General features: G+C 48.3%; 12 protein-coding genes. 1 reads left to right on the plus strand and 11 read right to left on the minus strand.

Annotated elements, in window-relative coordinates; all coding sequences use genetic code 11:
* Positions 1 to 28: 28 nt before the first annotated feature.
* The 7 genes from BN6628_RS13250 to BN6628_RS13280 form a co-directional block, all read right to left on the minus strand.
* Entirely contained in the window at positions 29 to 1,204 is a 1,176-nt protein-coding gene (locus BN6628_RS13250) for an MFS transporter (protein ID WP_148449278.1), read from the minus strand.
* A gap of 55 nt (positions 1,205 to 1,259) precedes the next feature.
* Positions 1,260 to 1,595: a nitrite reductase small subunit NirD gene (gene nirD, locus BN6628_RS13255; RefSeq protein ID WP_068618143.1), complete on the minus strand. Its 336-nt coding sequence runs from the start codon at positions 1,593 to 1,595 to the stop codon at positions 1,260 to 1,262.
* Positions 1,596 to 1,652: 57 nt separating this feature from the next.
* Positions 1,653 to 4,073, minus strand: coding sequence for a nitrite reductase large subunit NirB (gene nirB, locus BN6628_RS13260; protein ID WP_068618145.1), 2,421 nt, complete (start codon positions 4,071 to 4,073; stop codon positions 1,653 to 1,655).
* Between the two features lie 623 nt (positions 4,074 to 4,696).
* On the minus strand, positions 4,697 to 5,437 hold the full coding sequence (locus BN6628_RS13265; protein ID WP_068618146.1) for an alpha/beta hydrolase family protein: 741 nt from the start codon (positions 5,435 to 5,437) through the stop codon (positions 4,697 to 4,699).
* A gap of 150 nt (positions 5,438 to 5,587) precedes the next feature.
* Positions 5,588 to 8,164 carry a beta-mannosidase gene (locus tag BN6628_RS13270; protein WP_068618148.1) on the minus strand — a complete coding sequence of 859 codons (2,577 nt, stop codon included), beginning with the start codon at positions 8,162 to 8,164 and terminating at the stop codon, positions 5,588 to 5,590.
* A 309-nt stretch (positions 8,165 to 8,473) separates the two neighbouring features.
* Positions 8,474 to 9,490: a LacI family DNA-binding transcriptional regulator gene (locus tag BN6628_RS13275; RefSeq protein ID WP_068618150.1), complete on the minus strand. Its 1,017-nt coding sequence runs from the start codon at positions 9,488 to 9,490 to the stop codon at positions 8,474 to 8,476.
* Between the two features lie 391 nt (positions 9,491 to 9,881).
* Positions 9,882 to 10,808, minus strand: a complete 927-nt coding sequence (locus tag BN6628_RS13280) for an NAD(P)/FAD-dependent oxidoreductase (RefSeq protein WP_068618152.1) — start codon at positions 10,806 to 10,808, stop codon at positions 9,882 to 9,884.
* 341 nt (positions 10,809 to 11,149) lie between these two features.
* Between BN6628_RS13280 and BN6628_RS13285 the strand changes: the two genes are divergently transcribed.
* A complete protein-coding gene (locus BN6628_RS13285) occupies positions 11,150 to 11,638 on the plus strand; it encodes a GNAT family N-acetyltransferase (RefSeq protein WP_068622276.1) in 489 nt (162 codons plus the stop codon).
* A 275-nt stretch (positions 11,639 to 11,913) separates the two neighbouring features.
* Here the strand turns inward: BN6628_RS13285 and BN6628_RS13290 are convergent, their stop codons facing one another.
* From BN6628_RS13290 to BN6628_RS13305, 4 genes are all read right to left on the minus strand, one after another.
* Complete coding sequence (locus tag BN6628_RS13290; protein ID WP_068618154.1) at positions 11,914 to 12,618, minus strand: alpha/beta hydrolase; 705 nt, start codon at positions 12,616 to 12,618, stop codon at positions 11,914 to 11,916.
* 205 nt (positions 12,619 to 12,823) lie between these two features.
* Positions 12,824 to 14,002 (minus strand): aminotransferase class I/II-fold pyridoxal phosphate-dependent enzyme, encoded by a 1,179-nt coding sequence (locus tag BN6628_RS13295; protein WP_068618156.1) that lies wholly within the window; start codon positions 14,000 to 14,002, stop codon positions 12,824 to 12,826.
* Positions 13,995 to 14,933 carry a D-alanine--D-alanine ligase gene (locus tag BN6628_RS13300; RefSeq protein ID WP_068618158.1) on the minus strand — a complete coding sequence of 313 codons (939 nt, stop codon included), beginning with the start codon at positions 14,931 to 14,933 and terminating at the stop codon, positions 13,995 to 13,997. The genes BN6628_RS13295 and BN6628_RS13300 overlap by 8 nt, the downstream gene beginning before the upstream one ends.
* Positions 14,934 to 14,985: 52 nt before the next feature.
* Entirely contained in the window at positions 14,986 to 16,476 is a 1,491-nt protein-coding gene (locus BN6628_RS13305; protein WP_068618159.1) for an aminotransferase-like domain-containing protein, read from the minus strand.
* Between the last annotated feature and the right edge of the window lie 169 nt (positions 16,477 to 16,645).

Consider the following 16,645-nt stretch of genomic DNA (forward strand, 5'->3'; position numbering starts at 1 on the left):
TACATTGCTGAATAATCTTTAGCCTCGGTCAAGCAGCGGGCGCTTGCTTCATCTGCCTCATCCGCTTCGCGGCATAATTCATCCACAGACAGACGCAAGCGAACAGCATGAGCAGCACGAAGCCAAGTGAGTAAGACCCAAACCAATCCTTCATCATTCCGAGTACAATCGGTGGAAAAAAACCTCCGACGCCGCCAGCGGCGCCAACAATACCCGTCACAGCACCCGTATTGCCGGTCGAAACCTCCGGAACCATTTTAAACACAGCTCCGTTCCCCAATCCAAGAAGCGCGGATACCACGATACACGTCATGATGAACAGCTCAAAATTGTCCAACGTTACCGTCATGCAGAGGCTGCAAAGCACAACACCAGCGAAGACGACGGCAAGCACCCTTTGCGAGCCGAAACGGTCAGCAAGGTAGCCGCCAAACGGCCGGATTAATGTGGCGATGACAACAAAGCCCGCCGTCTTGAACCCGGCATCCGTAGCTGTCAAATGAAACAGTTCTTTCAAAAACGTGGGCAAATAGCTGCTGAAAGCGACAAATCCACCAAACGTCAGAAAATAAAAGACGGATAAATACCACGTCGGCTTATATTTCAAAACCTCCATCGATTGCAGCATCGTCTTTGGTTTTGCCGGTGCCGGCAGCTCCTTCGTGCCAATCCAGAAAATGATCGTAACGATCACGATCATGACCGCCAGTCCCCAGAAAACCCAAGACAGCCCGAACCGGTTGTATACAACGGGAACCAGAGCGTTGGCACACGCACCCCCTAAATTGCCAAGTCCAGCAAGCCCGAGGATAAAGCCCTGTCTCTCCGGCGGAAACCAACGCGACACGTAAGTTAACGATACGGCGAAGGTGCTGCCGGCCATGCCGATAAACAAGGCGCACAGCAGCAGTACGCCATAAGACTGCGTCCACCCTGCAAGCAGCAGGGGCAAGACAAGAAACAACATCGCCAGTGCAAAGATGCGCCGTCCGCCGTACCGGTCCGTATAAACGCCCATCGGGATGCGCATGATGGAGCCGAGCAGCACTGGTGTGGCGATCAGGATACTTTTTTCAATATTAGTGATCTGAAACAGCTCTTGAATGGGCCCGGCTATCGGTGAAAACACACTCCAAATAACAAATGAAGCGGTCATAGCCAGTGTGGATAATGTCAATGCGTTCGTTGATCCGTTCTGTCTCATCGGTTATCCGCTCCTATGCGTTCCATTCGGTTACTTTCCTATCCTTCTACGGATCTTAAGATGCCAGAATGCGCTCTTCCTCGATGTGCAGCCACAATTCACCGCTTTTCTCTTCCACTTCTACTGCAAAAGAGGCGACACAGCCTTCATCGGGCGCTTGAACGAGACCGTCATTGAGGTCGATTTTCCAATCGTGCAGCGGACAAAATACATGGTGGTCACACACAATGCCCTCTGACAGCTTTCCCGCCTTATGCGGGCATCGGTTTTCGATCGCCTTGACTCCACCGTCCGAAAGCTTGAATACAGCGATTTCAAGTGATCCGATTCGGACGACTCTTGCCCGTTTCTCCGCGATTTCCGCAATGTTCCCAATCCTGATCCGTTTCATATTCGCCATCCTCTCCAGTTCATTTCATCAACATGCTTACATTTATTTCAAGACCAACTACATCGTCTTTTGTTCCATCGGCTCGAAGGTCGCCCGCAGCTGGCGTTCCTCAATGATTTCCTTCCATGGATCCTTCATGAGGCTCAGCGCATGTTCAATGCGCTCCACCAGTGCTTCGCGGTCTTCTCTCTTCTCCAGCGCCGCTTTGATCGTGTCGAGACCAACTCGCTCCACCCACTCCGAGGTGCGCTCGTTGTATTTGCCCGTCTCCCGGTAGTACTGGAGGTAAGCAGCGGACCATTCCACTACTTCTTCTTCCGTCTTCACTTTGCACAAAAGATCCGTGCCCCGCAGCTTCGTGCCGCCGTTGCCGCCGATGTGCAGCTCCCAGCCACCGTCGATCGCCACAACGCCAAAGTCCTTGATCGTTGCTTCCGCGCAGTTTCGCGGGCAGCCGGATACAGCCATCTTCACCTTGGCCGGCGTGTTCAGACGCTCAAACTTCTTCTCGAGCTGGATGCCCATGCCGATCGAATCCTGCGTACCGAAACGGCAGAACGTGGAGCCGACGCATGTCTTCACCGTGCGCAAGGCTTTGCCGTACGCATACCCGGACGGCATGTCGAGGTCGGCCCACATGCCGGGCAGGTCCTCCTTTTTCACGCCGAGCAGATCGATCCGCTGGCCGCCTGTCACCTTCACGAGCGGCACTTCGTATTTCTCAGCAACCTCGGCGATCCGTTTCAAATCCTGCGGCGTCGTTACACCGCCGTACATTCTCGGAACCACCGAATAGGTTCCGTCCTTCTGAATGTTTGCGTGGTTGCGCTCGTTGACGAATCGGGATTCTCTTTCGTCCTCGTGCTCCTCCGGCCATACCATGCCAAGGTAGTAGTTCAGCGCCGGGCGGCATTTGGAACATCCCTCCGGGTTTGACCATTCCAGCACGTTCATCACTTCACGGGACGTGGTCAAGTGCATGCTGCGGATCGCCTCAACCACTTGATCACGGTTCAGCGTCGTGCAGCCGCAGATGCCTTCCTTGACGGTTTTGACACCGTCTGCGCCCAGCACGTAAGTCAGGACGTCGGCCACTAGCGGCTTGCAGCCTCCACAGGAGCCGGATGCCTTCGTGCACGCCTTGATATCGTTCACGCTCGAGCATCCCTTCTCGTTGATCGCCTGTACGATCGCGCCTTTGGATACGCCGTTACAGCCGCAGACGATCTCGTCGTCGCTCATCGCGGCGACCAGCTCCACGCCGGACTTGGCTTTGCCGCCTCCACCTTCGCCGAGGAGCACTGTCTTCTCCTTGCCGGACACATCCTCGCCGTTTCGGATCATGGCAAACAGGCGGGAGCCGTCGCTGATGTCTCCGAACAATACGGCACCGATCACCCTGCCGTCCTTAATGACGGCCTTCTTGTATATGCCCTCGAAATCGTCCTGCACCTTCACTGCACGTGTGTCAGGTCCGTCGGCGTACTGCCCGGCGGAGAACACGTCGACGCCCGATACTTTCAGCTTCGTCGACACGACAGAGCCTTGATAGCCGGCGGTCTCCACGCCGGCAAGCCGCTTCGCAAGCACCGCGCCCTGCTCGTAAAGCGGAGCGACGAGACCGTAGGCGACTCCGCGGTGCTCGGCGCATTCGCCGACCGAGTACACGTTCGGCACGTTCGTTTCGAGGAAATCGCTCACAACGATGCCGCGGTTGATCTCAATGCCGCTGCTCTTCGCCAGCGCAATGTTCGGGCGAATGCCGACCGCCATGACGACGAGGTCTGCCTCTACCTCGGAGCCGTCGGTGAATCGGACGGCGTTCACGCGTTTTTTTCCAAGAATCGCTTCGGTATTCTTCTTCAAGAGGAACTTCATACCCTGACGCTCCAGCTCTTGCTGCAAAAGCAGCGCCGCCGTCCGGTCCAGCTGGCGTTCCATCAAATATTCGTTGATATGAACAACGGATACTTCCATGTTCAGATTTAGCAGGCCGCGCGCGGCTTCCAGTCCGAGCAGACCACCGCCGATGACGACTGCCTTTTTATAGTTTTTTGCGGTTTGGATCATCGTTTCGCAATCTTTGATGTCACGGAAGGCGATGACACCTTCTTTGTGCGCTCCCGGGAGAGGAAGCATAAAAGGAAGCGATCCGGTTGCGAGGATCAGCTCGTCATAAGGCACGCTAATGCCTCCGTCCGTGCTGACCAGCTTGCGGTCCGTATCGATTTTATTCACGGTGTGACCAGCATGCAGCGTAATGTGATTGTCTTCATACCACGACCAGTCGTTGATGACAATGTCCTTCATGTCGGCATCTCCGGCAAGCACGGAAGAGAGCAAAATACGGTTATAGTTCGGGTGATGCTCGCTGCCAAAAATCGTAATTTCGTATCGGTTCGGTGCTATTTTAAGCAATTGCTCAATACAACTGACGCCAGCCATTCCATTTCCCACCAGAACGATCTTCTTTTTCATTGCGCTCCACACTCCCAATTTAGATGCACTTTGATGTAATATAAACTAACATAAATAATGCTGAAACGAACAAATCACATATTATCTTTTGAATTGCGTCAATTAACATAACACGAATTAATTAATCAATAGAGTACACTAAACTTTCGCTTATTTCAATAATCAATTCAATATAAATTAAAAATAATTAACTAAATTCAATTAAATACGAACATTAAAATCTAAAATATAAATTAAAGTTCGTGATTAATTATGTGTAAGCGAAATCAAAACGAATTGACAACTGGTTAAAAAAGTAATTATTAAACATGCAACATTTTAATTTATGTTATGTTTTCTTACATTAGATTATGAATCAGCTGTCCCCCTTACCTCGTTCATTCATTAACAACCCCAAATATCCGGCCCCCTCCCTCTTCCCGATTTCTACACCGAAACGCAAAAAAAAACGCTACACCCCAAAGGAGCATAGCGTTCCCACCCGACAACCTGTCATTCAAATTGGCCTACAGTATATCTATATGTTCCTTAGAAAAGCTCTCCATTCTTGACTTACGCCTTAAACATGAAGATGCCCATACATTATAGGCACTTTAACCAAACGTGCTCACGGGAGTGGATCACTAGATGCCAGTTGGACTATCACGACATTCGTCAGGTAACGGGCACAGTTCATGAATTTTAGAAATCAGGTCTTCTGAGTTGGCATGAAACACTTGGTTCGAGTCCGTCCATACCGATTTCAGAAAATAGGAAGCATGAAACCGCCATCCCTGATGATCAGGATTAAAGTCCAATTGAACTTCACGTCCAGGCCTTCTCCGATATACGCGAGAACCAGGTTTCTGCCAACTTCCAATTTGAGTAACCCTGTCTGGTTGTTGGCCAATTAGATAGGTAAACCTCTCGTTATAAGGGATATCCTTCAAATAAAACTTTGGACTCCCCACCGCGAACACCTGAATATGCTGAAAGCCGTATTTTTCCTCCAAGCAAAGCCCTGTCCGGTAGGCGATAACACCTCCGGCGCTGTGCCCGATAAGGATTAGCTGATCCGCAGCAGATGTATGCTCGCGGATGATTTGTGCTGCATTTATTACCCGACGGGAGCGGCCACGTACCAGGTCGTAGCTGGCTTGTGGAAGCTGCCGGGCTAACAGACGCATTAACGAGCAACTTGAAGTGCTTTTTGCTGCACCGTAGGGAAAGATCATTACAATTTTAGCATTCTGATATCTTTGGGCGATCTCATAGGCAGCATCTTCGAAATTATCCCGATACGTCAGCACCCCGGCAAAAAAGCAAACCACAGTGCGGCACTTTGTTGTGCATGTGCTATGAGGGGATACATACGTCTCTGTCATGATTTCCCCCTCCTTGATCTAAAAATAAAGTAAAAAGAGTCCGCTTTTTCTTTAATCACTTTAAACTACCATAACAAAAAACTCATCCCCTAGGAATAGCCCAGGGAATGAGTTGATCTGTTCAACAATGATATAACATGGCCAGAAAATCTACTTGGCAGAATCTGCTTGAATACATTGTACCAATGACTCCTCATCCACAAAATCAGCCATTGACCGTATTTCTACGACGCCTGCCGCGGCTGGTACGAAGCTGCCCACTCCCGGCTTGCGGAGCTTAAATTCCACAGTCCTTGGCTGCCCTGGAATCAGATCGAAGAAATTGTCGGAGAATACGCCTTCTTCTTGTGTGGACAACCATACTTGCCTAGCCAAAGCATCTGTCTCGAGGGTGTACACGGGAACACCATTCTGACCTTGGCTTTCAGTTAGGGTTATTTTAGGTTTAGAGAGCCTAAGCTCTCTCTCTGGCACCAGATAATGCTGCCTTGTAGCGATGATGTCTTCGCCTATCTTCAGACTTGCCGTCAACACCACTTGCTGAGGATCATGCGCTCCGAGCAGATCTGATCTCGGGATGCTGAGAATCTCAGCAGACTCCCCCGCAGCCAAAGTAACTGAATATGAATTTAAGACAGCCCGCCCGCCTACATTCAAGTGGAGCTCGGTAACAAGCTCAGCCTGAACCACTGTTCCGAGATCGGAGACAGCATGAACGGTGATGGTATCCTTTGTGGATTGAACCGTCAGCAGAACGGGAGCGAAGCTTCTTTTCACCGCATATTGCAGAGCCTTCCACCGTCCTTGATAATCCATGCCCGCCCATGAAGCAACTGGCCAGCAATCATTCATCTGCCAGTACAGCGTACCCATGCAGTAAGGCTTGCTGCGGCGGTGAGCCTCAATGGCCATCGTAATCGCCTCCGCCTGAAGAACCTGACTCATGTAGAGGAATGATTTGAAGTCTTTCGGCTCAGGTAAATACATGTCCATGTATTCCTTGATCAACAGATTTCCGCGCCCATTCTTCTGATGGGCCAGCATGATCTCGGATTCCAGCTCAAGCGCCTCTTCCGGTGCATATTCAAGAACCGACTTTAGTTCAGGGAAGGATTGGAAGCCATACTCACTCATGAAGCGCCCTACGTTCTTGTTATAGTTCTCGAACGGTTCAATTGCATGCCACACGCCCCAATAATGAATGTCCCCATCCCCCGTTGTTTTGTAAGCATGCTGTTCCTGATCCCCAGTGAGGTTACGGAGTGGCGAAGATGGCCAGTACGTTATATCCGGGGACAATTGAGAGACAACCTCAGGCAGCAGTTTATGGAAAATAGCCTGGTAATCTGCCCACAGCTTCTCGCGAATCTCTTGACTGTAGTCCTTCTTCCAACCCCAGCCCGCATCTTCCACATAGTGAGCCCAAGCCGAATCAATCTCGTTATTGCCGCACCATAATGCAATCGAAGGGTGATTGCGAAGCCGCTTCACGTTATCTCTCGCCTCAGCACCCACGCTGATTAAGAACGCCTCATCTCCCGGATACATGCTGCAGGCGAACATGAAATCCTGCCACACCAGAAGACCATATTCGTCACAGAGGTCATAGAAGACATCCTCTTCATAAATGCCGCCGCCCCAAACACGAAGCATGTTCATATTTGATTCTACAGCGGTCACAATTTCATGCAAATACCGTTCACGGGTAACCTCTGTTGTAAAACTGTCATTCGGAATATGGTTCGCTCCCTTGACATAAACCGGGGTTCCATTGAGCTTGAAGTAGAAAGACACGCCTGCCTCATCTTTCTCCCGAATTAGCTGTATATCCCTCAGCCCAGTTCTGACGCTGCGCTCAGCAATAGGGGTTTCATCGGACAGCAGCTCCGCTTTAAAAGCGTACATATTTGCTTCTCCTAAACCTTGGCACCACCACAAGGAAGGACTCTTTATTTCTATATTGATATGGAGCTCTGTCTGTCCAGCCTTTACTTCAACCTGCTGTTCCCACTGCTCATCTCCAGCTGTAATGCGAAGTGCCCCGGTCCATTCCGCTTCTGCGTTAACTTCAGTCATAACAGTTAGCTTGGCCGCTTCAGCGGTAACTTCATCCTGACGAATATATAAGTCCGTAATTTGAAGCTGTGACCATCCTTCGAGGCGGACTTCACGCCAGATTCCGCTGGTTACAAAGCGCGGGCCCCAATCCCAGCCATAATGGTATGGCGCCTTCCGGGCAAAAATACTAACCTTCTTATCGCCGAGACCCCCAAGCTCAGACTGGTCATTCGTAGCTGGAAGGGCGTAACCAAGCTGCTCAAGCTTGGGGAGATCCTCAAGAATCGGGGAGCGAAAGCGGACACGAAGCGTATTGGGCCCGGACTTTAGCTGCTCTTTCACATTCACCTTCCAAGTGCGGAACATATTATCCGCCGAGAGAATAGGCTGCTCATTCAAATAAACATCAGCATAAGTATCAAGGCCCTCAAATACCAAATCAATCCGGGACAGCTGAATCAATTCCGGGTCTACTTCAAATTCGGACTGATACTCCCAGTCCTTTTTATCAATCCACTGCAAATTATGCTCATTCGTTCCATAGAAGGGATCAGGAATTAACCCGTTCCGGAGCAAATCTGTATGAACACAACCAGGCACTACCGCAGGATGCCATTCTTCCTCATCACAAGCTCTAAATCTCCATTCCTTTAAAAAAACCGCTTTCATAATTCCCTCCCTTGTGCGGGTCCATCCCGACTCCTATGGAGTTATGGTCTCAATCGGATCGCACTTATGTTTTGTTGAATTACAAACAATTACATAACGAATGTATCATTTGTTAGGAGTTATTACAATAACAAGTTATAATAATTTGATTTTTTGTTTTGTTATTATTCGTTAGGTTTTGGTACAACAATAGAATCCATAAAGAAAGACAGCCTTCCCGGTGGAAATGCTGTCTCTTCCCATGCGTTTCTTTTTATTCGACCCGTCTGAGTTGGAGGGTCTCGGCTTTAAACATGATAACGTTGCTATTTACTGCTTCCGGCCATATTCTTCATTAACAATTAGATCAGCCGACACCATCTTGCGCTCATAGGCAAAGTCCGGATGTTCTACCCGCCATAGAATCTGATCAACGGCACGTATTCCAAGCCGCTCTTTATTGACGTGAGCTGTTGCCAGAAGAGGAAGCTCCACATTGATATGATCAAAACCTGTTACCACACAACGCTCAGGAATTTTAATCCCTTTTGCGGTCAGAGCCTCAACTGCGAACGAGGCCATTTTGTCGTTTGCACATACGAACACCTCAGGGAGATCCCGGGGGTTCATCTCCATAATCGTCCTCGATACTTCATCCCTTGCCGGAGATATCAGGCCTTGAACCTGGGAGTCCTCAAGACCCTTCTCGCTCAAGAAGGCGCGATAGGCTGTCCATCGTTCACGGAAGCTGGGAGCATAGCTGGGATTACCAACGAACTGAAAGCTCTTATACTCCTTGGATACTAGATAGGTCATCATTTCAGTCATGGTCATAAAGTTGTCGGTGAAGACCATATCACATTTCAAGACCGGGTCCATATGGTCAATCATGACCACGGGAATGCTTAGGCGGTCAATCTCTGCCAGAATGGAGGAGGAAACGCTTCCCACAGTAATAATCCCGCTCACAGCTTCCGGATTAATCAATGTGAAGATATCCTCAGTCGAGGGTTCGGTTAAGGTAATAATATCGATCTCTTGTTCATTCAGTCTTGCGGAGACGCCATCAAAAATTGGCCCCCAGTACAGAGAGTCCCGGTTCTGATACCGAATGTTGGGGAATAACACTATAATATTCCCTTTCCATCTTCGTTCTTGCTCTACTCTATGCTCCTGCCTGCCCCGCTTAGATTCTTGCTTGAAATATCCAAGCTCGTTCGCCGCCTTTAGTATGGTCTCTCTGGTCTTGTCACTGACTCCAGATTTTCCGGCAAGCGCACGGGAGACAGCAAATTTGGATACGCCTACAAAATCCGCAATCTCCTGGACAGTAACTTTGCTTTTCATCCGATCACCTATTCTTTTATTTTCGATCCACTCTATAATTACTGCTCTTATTATTGCAAATTTAGCCTCTCATAGCAATCAATAAGCTAACAAAGCAGATAACTATAATAACAAAGTCGTTTATTGTTATTGGGATTGTTAGGGTACCCTTGTAACTATATTAAAAATTCTGATAACCCGAACTATAATAGGATCAGTTATAAAGTGCCAATTTATCATCTGGCGATATATAAATAAGAAGAGCAAGGCCTCTAGCAATGAGCAGCCTTGCTCCTTTTACATATGATAGTACAAGTCTTTATTCCGTTTATATTTCCATCCATCTTATTGATAGTTGACTCAATCCCTATCGCTCCATTGTTCGCGCCACAATTGGCTGAATCCAATCCATTTATTTCGAAGATAAGGACGATTCAAGCAAATAGTCAACGATCCAAGGTCCAACATTAGCACCCGCGGCTACTGAATGAGCAAGATGACTGAGCTTATCTGTGGCATTTCCAATTGCCCATACTCCAGGCCGGCTCGTACTACCATTAGCATCGGTAATCGCAAAACCAGCCTCATCCACTTCACAGAGGGATGCTGCGAGATCCGACGCAGCCTTGAAGGGAGCGGCGACAAAAGCCGCTTCACATGGCAGTTCCATACCACTTGCTGTGAGGACAGAGACAAGTTGGTCCGCTTCCCGTTTCAGGGACGCCACCTCATCTTGAACCGTAATCACACCAAACGCGCGAAGTCGCTTGCGAGTCTCTGGATCGAATTCGTACGGGGTTACAACAGTTACAGAAGACGACCACGCTGTAAGGAATTTGCCAAACTGAGCTAGACGCTCCGGTAGTCCAAAGGCTACAAAAGCTTTGTCACGAACTTCATAACCGCTGAAGCATGGGCACAGATGAACATCTCTGCCCAACCCCTCTCTCAGACCTGACACAGGAGGGAGCACGTCGACTAAGCCTGTCGCCAGCACTATTGCTCGAGCTGTTATTTGGGTCTGGCTGCCCAAGACATCAAAGAGCCCATCGGATCTTGGTTCAATCTTCAATACAGCCTCGCTGCGAAATTCACCACCGTAGCTATCGACCTCAGAGCGCCCACGAGCTTGAAATTCTGCTGGTGTAATTCCCTCATGTCCTAGGAATTCATGAATCTTACCGATTGTCGAAATTCGAGTTGGGCCTCCGTCATATATGACGGTTCGGCGGCAGGCACGAGTGAGAAATAATGCTGCGCTTAATCCTGCAGCGCCTGCGCCTATCACTGCCACATCAATGATTTCTTCATGACCTCCAGAAATTTCCAAATTATACATTTTCCTAACCCCTCCTTAATTACGGTCTCTTGTGACTACAATTCACTCCAGCTACCTGACTAGGAGAACATAAAACCATAAAATCAATATATGGATATCATGAGTCCATAATAACCATTATTATTCAATCTTGTCAAGATCGCTTTTTGGGGCTTGTACAACCCACAGCCAAAAACAGAGGCGCTACACTGTTCGTCCACTAAGTGCCCATGGGGTTTCATAAATCACTAAATTTTGTCCGCACTATAGGAAAAAAGTATGTATCATTAAAACAAAGAAGCCGAGTCTGGGGGCTTAAAGTTTGTTATATTTTAATAAAAAAGAAAGATGGTTCTTATTTTATGTTAAAAATACGAAATGCAAGGATCGAGGATTTGCCCCAACTTGCAGTCATAGAACAGCTTTGTTTCTCAAAAGAAGAGGCTGCTACACGGGGAGCTTTTGAACAGCGGATTCGTCTTATCCCTGATACTTTTTATGTTATTGAAGAAGATAGCAAAATCGCAGGGTTAATCAATGGTCCGGTCATCGAAACAGCATTCATAACTGATGACCTTTTCAATAACATAAAGAAAAACCCGCCATCCGGCGGGCATCAGAGCATTTTAGGATTAGCGGTGCATCCACATTTTCAAAAGCGTGGTTTGGCATCCAAGCTGCTGATGCATTTGGAAAGGGAATCGAGTAAGAACCATCGTGAAACGATTACTCTTACCTGTAAAGAGAACCTAATCGGCTTTTATGAAAGCCATGGTTACCTCAATTACGGCATCTCTGGTTCGGAGCATGGTGGAGAGATTTGGTACAACATGTGTAAGAAATTGGACTAGCTAGAGAATCACGTTGCACCGTAGATAACGGTACGAGGACTGGTCCGGCAAAGTCCAAAGCCTCCTCACCTTTAGGATTGTGAAGAAGGAACAGGAAAGCGTCACCTGTTTCTTACTTCCACACGATATAATCGCTGATCCCTTTTTCACCCGAGGTTTGAAGGTAGCTCCCCACAGAACGAAGGAGATGCTCAACAAGCTCACCACTAAATCGGATACCTTTCCGAACTCTTTCAGTTCCTCTTTTCCTTGGGAACGTGTCACTCCGGAACCATTCAAAGTATATGTTTTTTCAGCCATTGTCTGAAATACTGCAGTTGTTCTTCCGTATGGAAATAGTGTTCTCCATTCTCCATTACTTGCAAATCACAGTTAAAACGTTCACTAAATTTATATACAACGTCAGCTTCACATAAGTTGTCTGCTGAACCATAGAGAATTGATGTTGGGTGATTCCAAGCAACGATAGGGTGTTCTTTTACATAACAATAATAATCCCAATAGAGAGTTTCTCCAATAGGTGTAGAAATTTCTTTCTCTATCTTTAATCGAGTCTCACTTATGTTAAACCATGTCATCATATTATCTATAATACGCTCCATATTTACCACAGGTGAGAGAAACAAACACTGCTTCAACGGCTCCTTGCTATATTCTAATAGGCTAAAATATGCTCCCATGCTACAAGCAAAAACACTTATATTGTTAGATAACGATTTTGCATAGGTCATCATTGTATTAAGGTCTCGGACACAGTTTTGAACCTTGCACAGATAATTGTCACCCTTACGGTCACCGTGCTCAGGTAAATCAAAACTAAGCACTTGATAACCCGCCGCGGTTGCTTCTTCTGCAAACATAACAATCGAGTCATCTGCCTTATTTGACATGTTGCCATGAATCGCTACAAATAACTTATCCGACTTGTCCCCCCACAAAATTGCTGGAATATTATCTACGTTAAAATTGGAGCCTATCATTACAATTTATCCTCCATGAGATTTAATTAATTTGTTATTCTAGCTTTAATCTCTACAATTTTAACACTCGTTCTAATGGAATAACTTGTAATCTTACATTTAGCTTATTTAATCCAATCATCACAAGCCAAAAAGTAAAAAACCGTGCTAAACACGGTTTTCAAAAAAAATCTATTCATTTTCATTTCCTGTCTTGAGCTAAAATCTATTTGGCCACCTTCATAAAACGTTCCATCCGATCCAGCGCCTTCTCCAAATCCGCAGGAGAGGTTGCATAGGAGCAGCGTATAAAGCCCTCTCCACCCGAACCGAATACATGTCCCGGCACGACTGCCACCTTCGCTTCTGTCAACAGCTGAAGAGCGAACTGTTCAGATGACAAACCGGTAGATGCAATGGAAGGAAAGGCATAGAATGTCCCCTCAGGTTCATGACAGATCAGCCCGATTGAACTCAAACCAGCTGCAAACAGCTTGCGGCGCTCATTGTAGCTTGCCATCATCTCATCCTTCACAGCCAAACCATGACGCAGCGATTCGAGCGCTGCGATCTGGGCAAGGGTTGGCGCGCACATCACCGTGTACTGATGTATTTTCAACATGCCGGCAATCAAGTCACTTGGGCCACAGGCATAACCTACCCGCCAGCCTGTCATCGCAAAAGCTTTAGAAAAACCGCTGATGACAATCGTGCGCTCCTTCATACCCGGCAGGGAGGCAATGCTGACATGCTTTCTGCCATAAGTCAGCTCGGCGTACACCTCATCCGATATGACAACCAAATCATGCTTTAAGATGAGCTGAGTGATCGGAAGCCAATCCTCTTCCGTCATAATTGCTCCGGTCGGATTACACGGATAATTGAGCATCAAAACTTTTGAACGAGGGGTAATCACCGCCTCTAAATTTTGTGGGGTCAGCTTAAACTGTTCTTCTGCCTTTGTCTTTACCTCGACAATTCTGCCGCCATGCAAATGGGTGATCGGTTCGTAAGCAATATAGCTTGGCGCCGGAATCAGCACCTCGTCACCCGCATTGATTACGGCACGCAGCGCCAGGTCCACGGCTTCACTGCTTCCCACAGTCACCATGATTTCCTGCGCAGGGTCGTAGGAGAGTGAGAAGCAGCTCGCGAGATAGGCCGAAAGCTCTTCCCGCAGCTCCATTAAGCCGGCATTTGAAGTATATTTGGTCTGCCCGTCACGCAATGCCTGAATGCAAGCTTCACGGACCCTCGCCGGGGTAACGAAATCCGGTTCTCCGACTCCAAGGGTAATAATATCTTCACCTGCGGCATTCAGATCAAAAAAAGCACGAATTCCCGATGGCCGGATATCTCGTACACACGACGACAAAAAGCGCCCTGTATTCTCATCACTATACATGCTGCTCCAGCCTCCATTCCTGCTTCCTCTCGTGGAGCGAGCAGTCAATAATACGGTCAAGCAGCTGGGTAAAGGTCATTCCCGCTGCTGCTGCACTCTTCGGAAGCAGGCTGTTCACGGTCATTCCCGGCAGGGTGTTGACTTCCAGCACATAAGGTATATCCTGATACAGCATCATATCAACCCTTGCATAGACCTTGCACTGCAGCAGCCGATAGCTGGCAAGCGCCGCCTCGCGCACCCGCTCTTCGGCATCAGAAGGAAGCTGAATCACGATCTCTTCAGCACCACCGGCCTCATATTTCGACCGGTAATCGAACCACTCTGAGTGGGAAGATTGGATGCCCATAATAGGTAGTAGTTCACCGTCCACAATCGAGCAGGTAAGCTCCACCCCATTGAGATAGGGCTCAATCAAGATGGCCCGATCCAGACTGAAAGCGCCTTGGACAGCTGGCAGCAGCTCCTTCTCGTGATGCACAAGCTGGATACCAATGCTTGATCCCCCTGTATTCGGCTTCACAATAACCGGATAACCAAGCTGCTGCACCACCTTCGGATTGTAATCATTCATTCCCTGCCAGCAAAGACCTTCGGGTGTATGCACACCCGCTGCCTTTAAGATCATCTTGGACAGCTGCTTATTCATGCAGAGGCTGCTTGCCAGGACCCCGCTGCCTGTATAAGGAATGCCAAGGGTTTCGAGTGCTCCCTGCACTGTGCCATCCTCGCCATATTGACCATGCAGCGCTAAGAGTGCAAGATCGATACCTGCCTGGCGCACCTGTGTGATTAAATCCGCCCGCTGATCGATGACAATCGGAACCGGTTCATAGCGACCGCGGTCAAGATGGCGGATCATCTCACAACCAGTCTGCAAGGAGATCTCACGCTCAGAAGAAATACCACCCATAATAACCCCAATTTTCATAATGACACCTCTTATTCTTAATAAATCAACATTAGCGGTTAGGGAACATTGACTATATCTTAGGGAGGCTGCGGAGTTGTTCGCCAATGACCTGGATACCCCGTTTGATATCCTCATCCGCTACCCGTGAGAACCCAAGCCGCATTGTATTCGTCCCTTCCCCTTCTTGAATAAAAAACTTGTCTCCCGGAGTAAAAATAACCCCCTGTTCGGTGCAGGCTTCCAGCAGCTGACGTGCATTAATTTGAGACGGCAGGGTAAGAAACAAGTGCAACCCCCCATCGCCGGACAGTTCAGCCTCTGGAAGGTAATCTTCGCAGCATCCCTTTGTCAGTTCATATTTGCGCTTATATTCCAAACGTGCTTTTTTGACATATTTATCGAAATTTCCGTTAAGCAGATACTGATACAATATCGATTGGTCAAAGGTTGATGTATGAATCGTGCGTGCACGCTTAATGCTCTCCAGATTGTCTATAAGCGACCGGTCTGCTAGCACCCAGCCCACACGCAGGCCAGGGAACAGAACTTTAGAGAGACTGCCGATATAAATTACTCCGTTCCCTTGTCCTGCTGCCGCTATTAATGGAGCAACGTGCGCCCCGGAGTAGCGCAGCTCCTCATTGAATCCATCCTCAATCACCGGAATCTGATAACGCATCATTAATTGTATAATGGCACTGCGCTTAGCCGGCGACATCACGATGCCGGTAGGATTGTGATAGGATGGCGTTAAATAGGCCAGATCAAAATGGTCTGGCTGCTTCTGCAATACCACCTCAAGCTGCTCCACATCAATGCCATCGCGCTGCATTGGAATGCCGGTAATTTCAAAACCTTGCAGCTTTAAATTTTTGATTGCTGTGTGATGGGTGGGATTCTCACAAATTGCCGCACCGCGGCGCGTGGAAGGACGAAGGGCTGACAGCACAATGTCAAAGCCCTCTGTAAATCCACTTGTAATGAGCATATCCTTGCCGTTGATGTCGACACCCTTATTCTCCATATAACGCATCAGGTATTCGATCAACGGCTTGTAGCCCTTGGCATAGCCGTAGTTAAGCAGCACCTGTCCTTCAATGGCCATCCGATCCAGGAACGCCCGCTTTACATCTCCCAAGTCAAACAAATGCTCATCCGGAGCGATGCTTGTAAATGAAATCGTTCCTTTCTTAGCGCGAATGCCCTGCTTCATCAAATCCATGTCCACAGCCGATACGGCATAATCGTTCATTCTGGCCTTCCAGTCGATCTGCCAGGCTTCGGAGCCATCTGCACCTGCTTGATCTGCGGCCAATTGGCCGACCGCAGCCGTTACATAGCTGCCCTTACCAGGAACCGCATATGTAAATCCGTCATCCTCCAGACCTTCGTAAGCTGCTATAACTGTATTTCGGCTTACTTTTAGAAGACCGCTCATCTCCCGTGTGGAGGGCAGCTTCTGATCTGCTTGCAGTGCACCTTTTATAATTAGTCGTTTGACATATTCTTTCACTTGTATGGCGGCAGGACGGTCACCGACCATTTTGAAATCCTGGAACATTCTTCATCGCCCCCTCCATAATGATGGCATAGGAGTTGTGAGAAAAAAAGAACCACCGCGCTGGATTTTTCATCCTGCGGTGGTTCTCTCTTATTCTGTTCCCTATTTCATTACATTGAACAGAATCCAACCGCCTCTCCAAGTTTCTTCCAAGGGACAGCAAGAACCG

Origin of the sequence: Paenibacillus tuaregi, from assembly GCF_900086655.1 — a bacterium.
In the GTDB taxonomy this organism is placed as follows: Bacteria; Bacillota; Bacilli; order Paenibacillales; family Paenibacillaceae; genus Fontibacillus; species Fontibacillus tuaregi.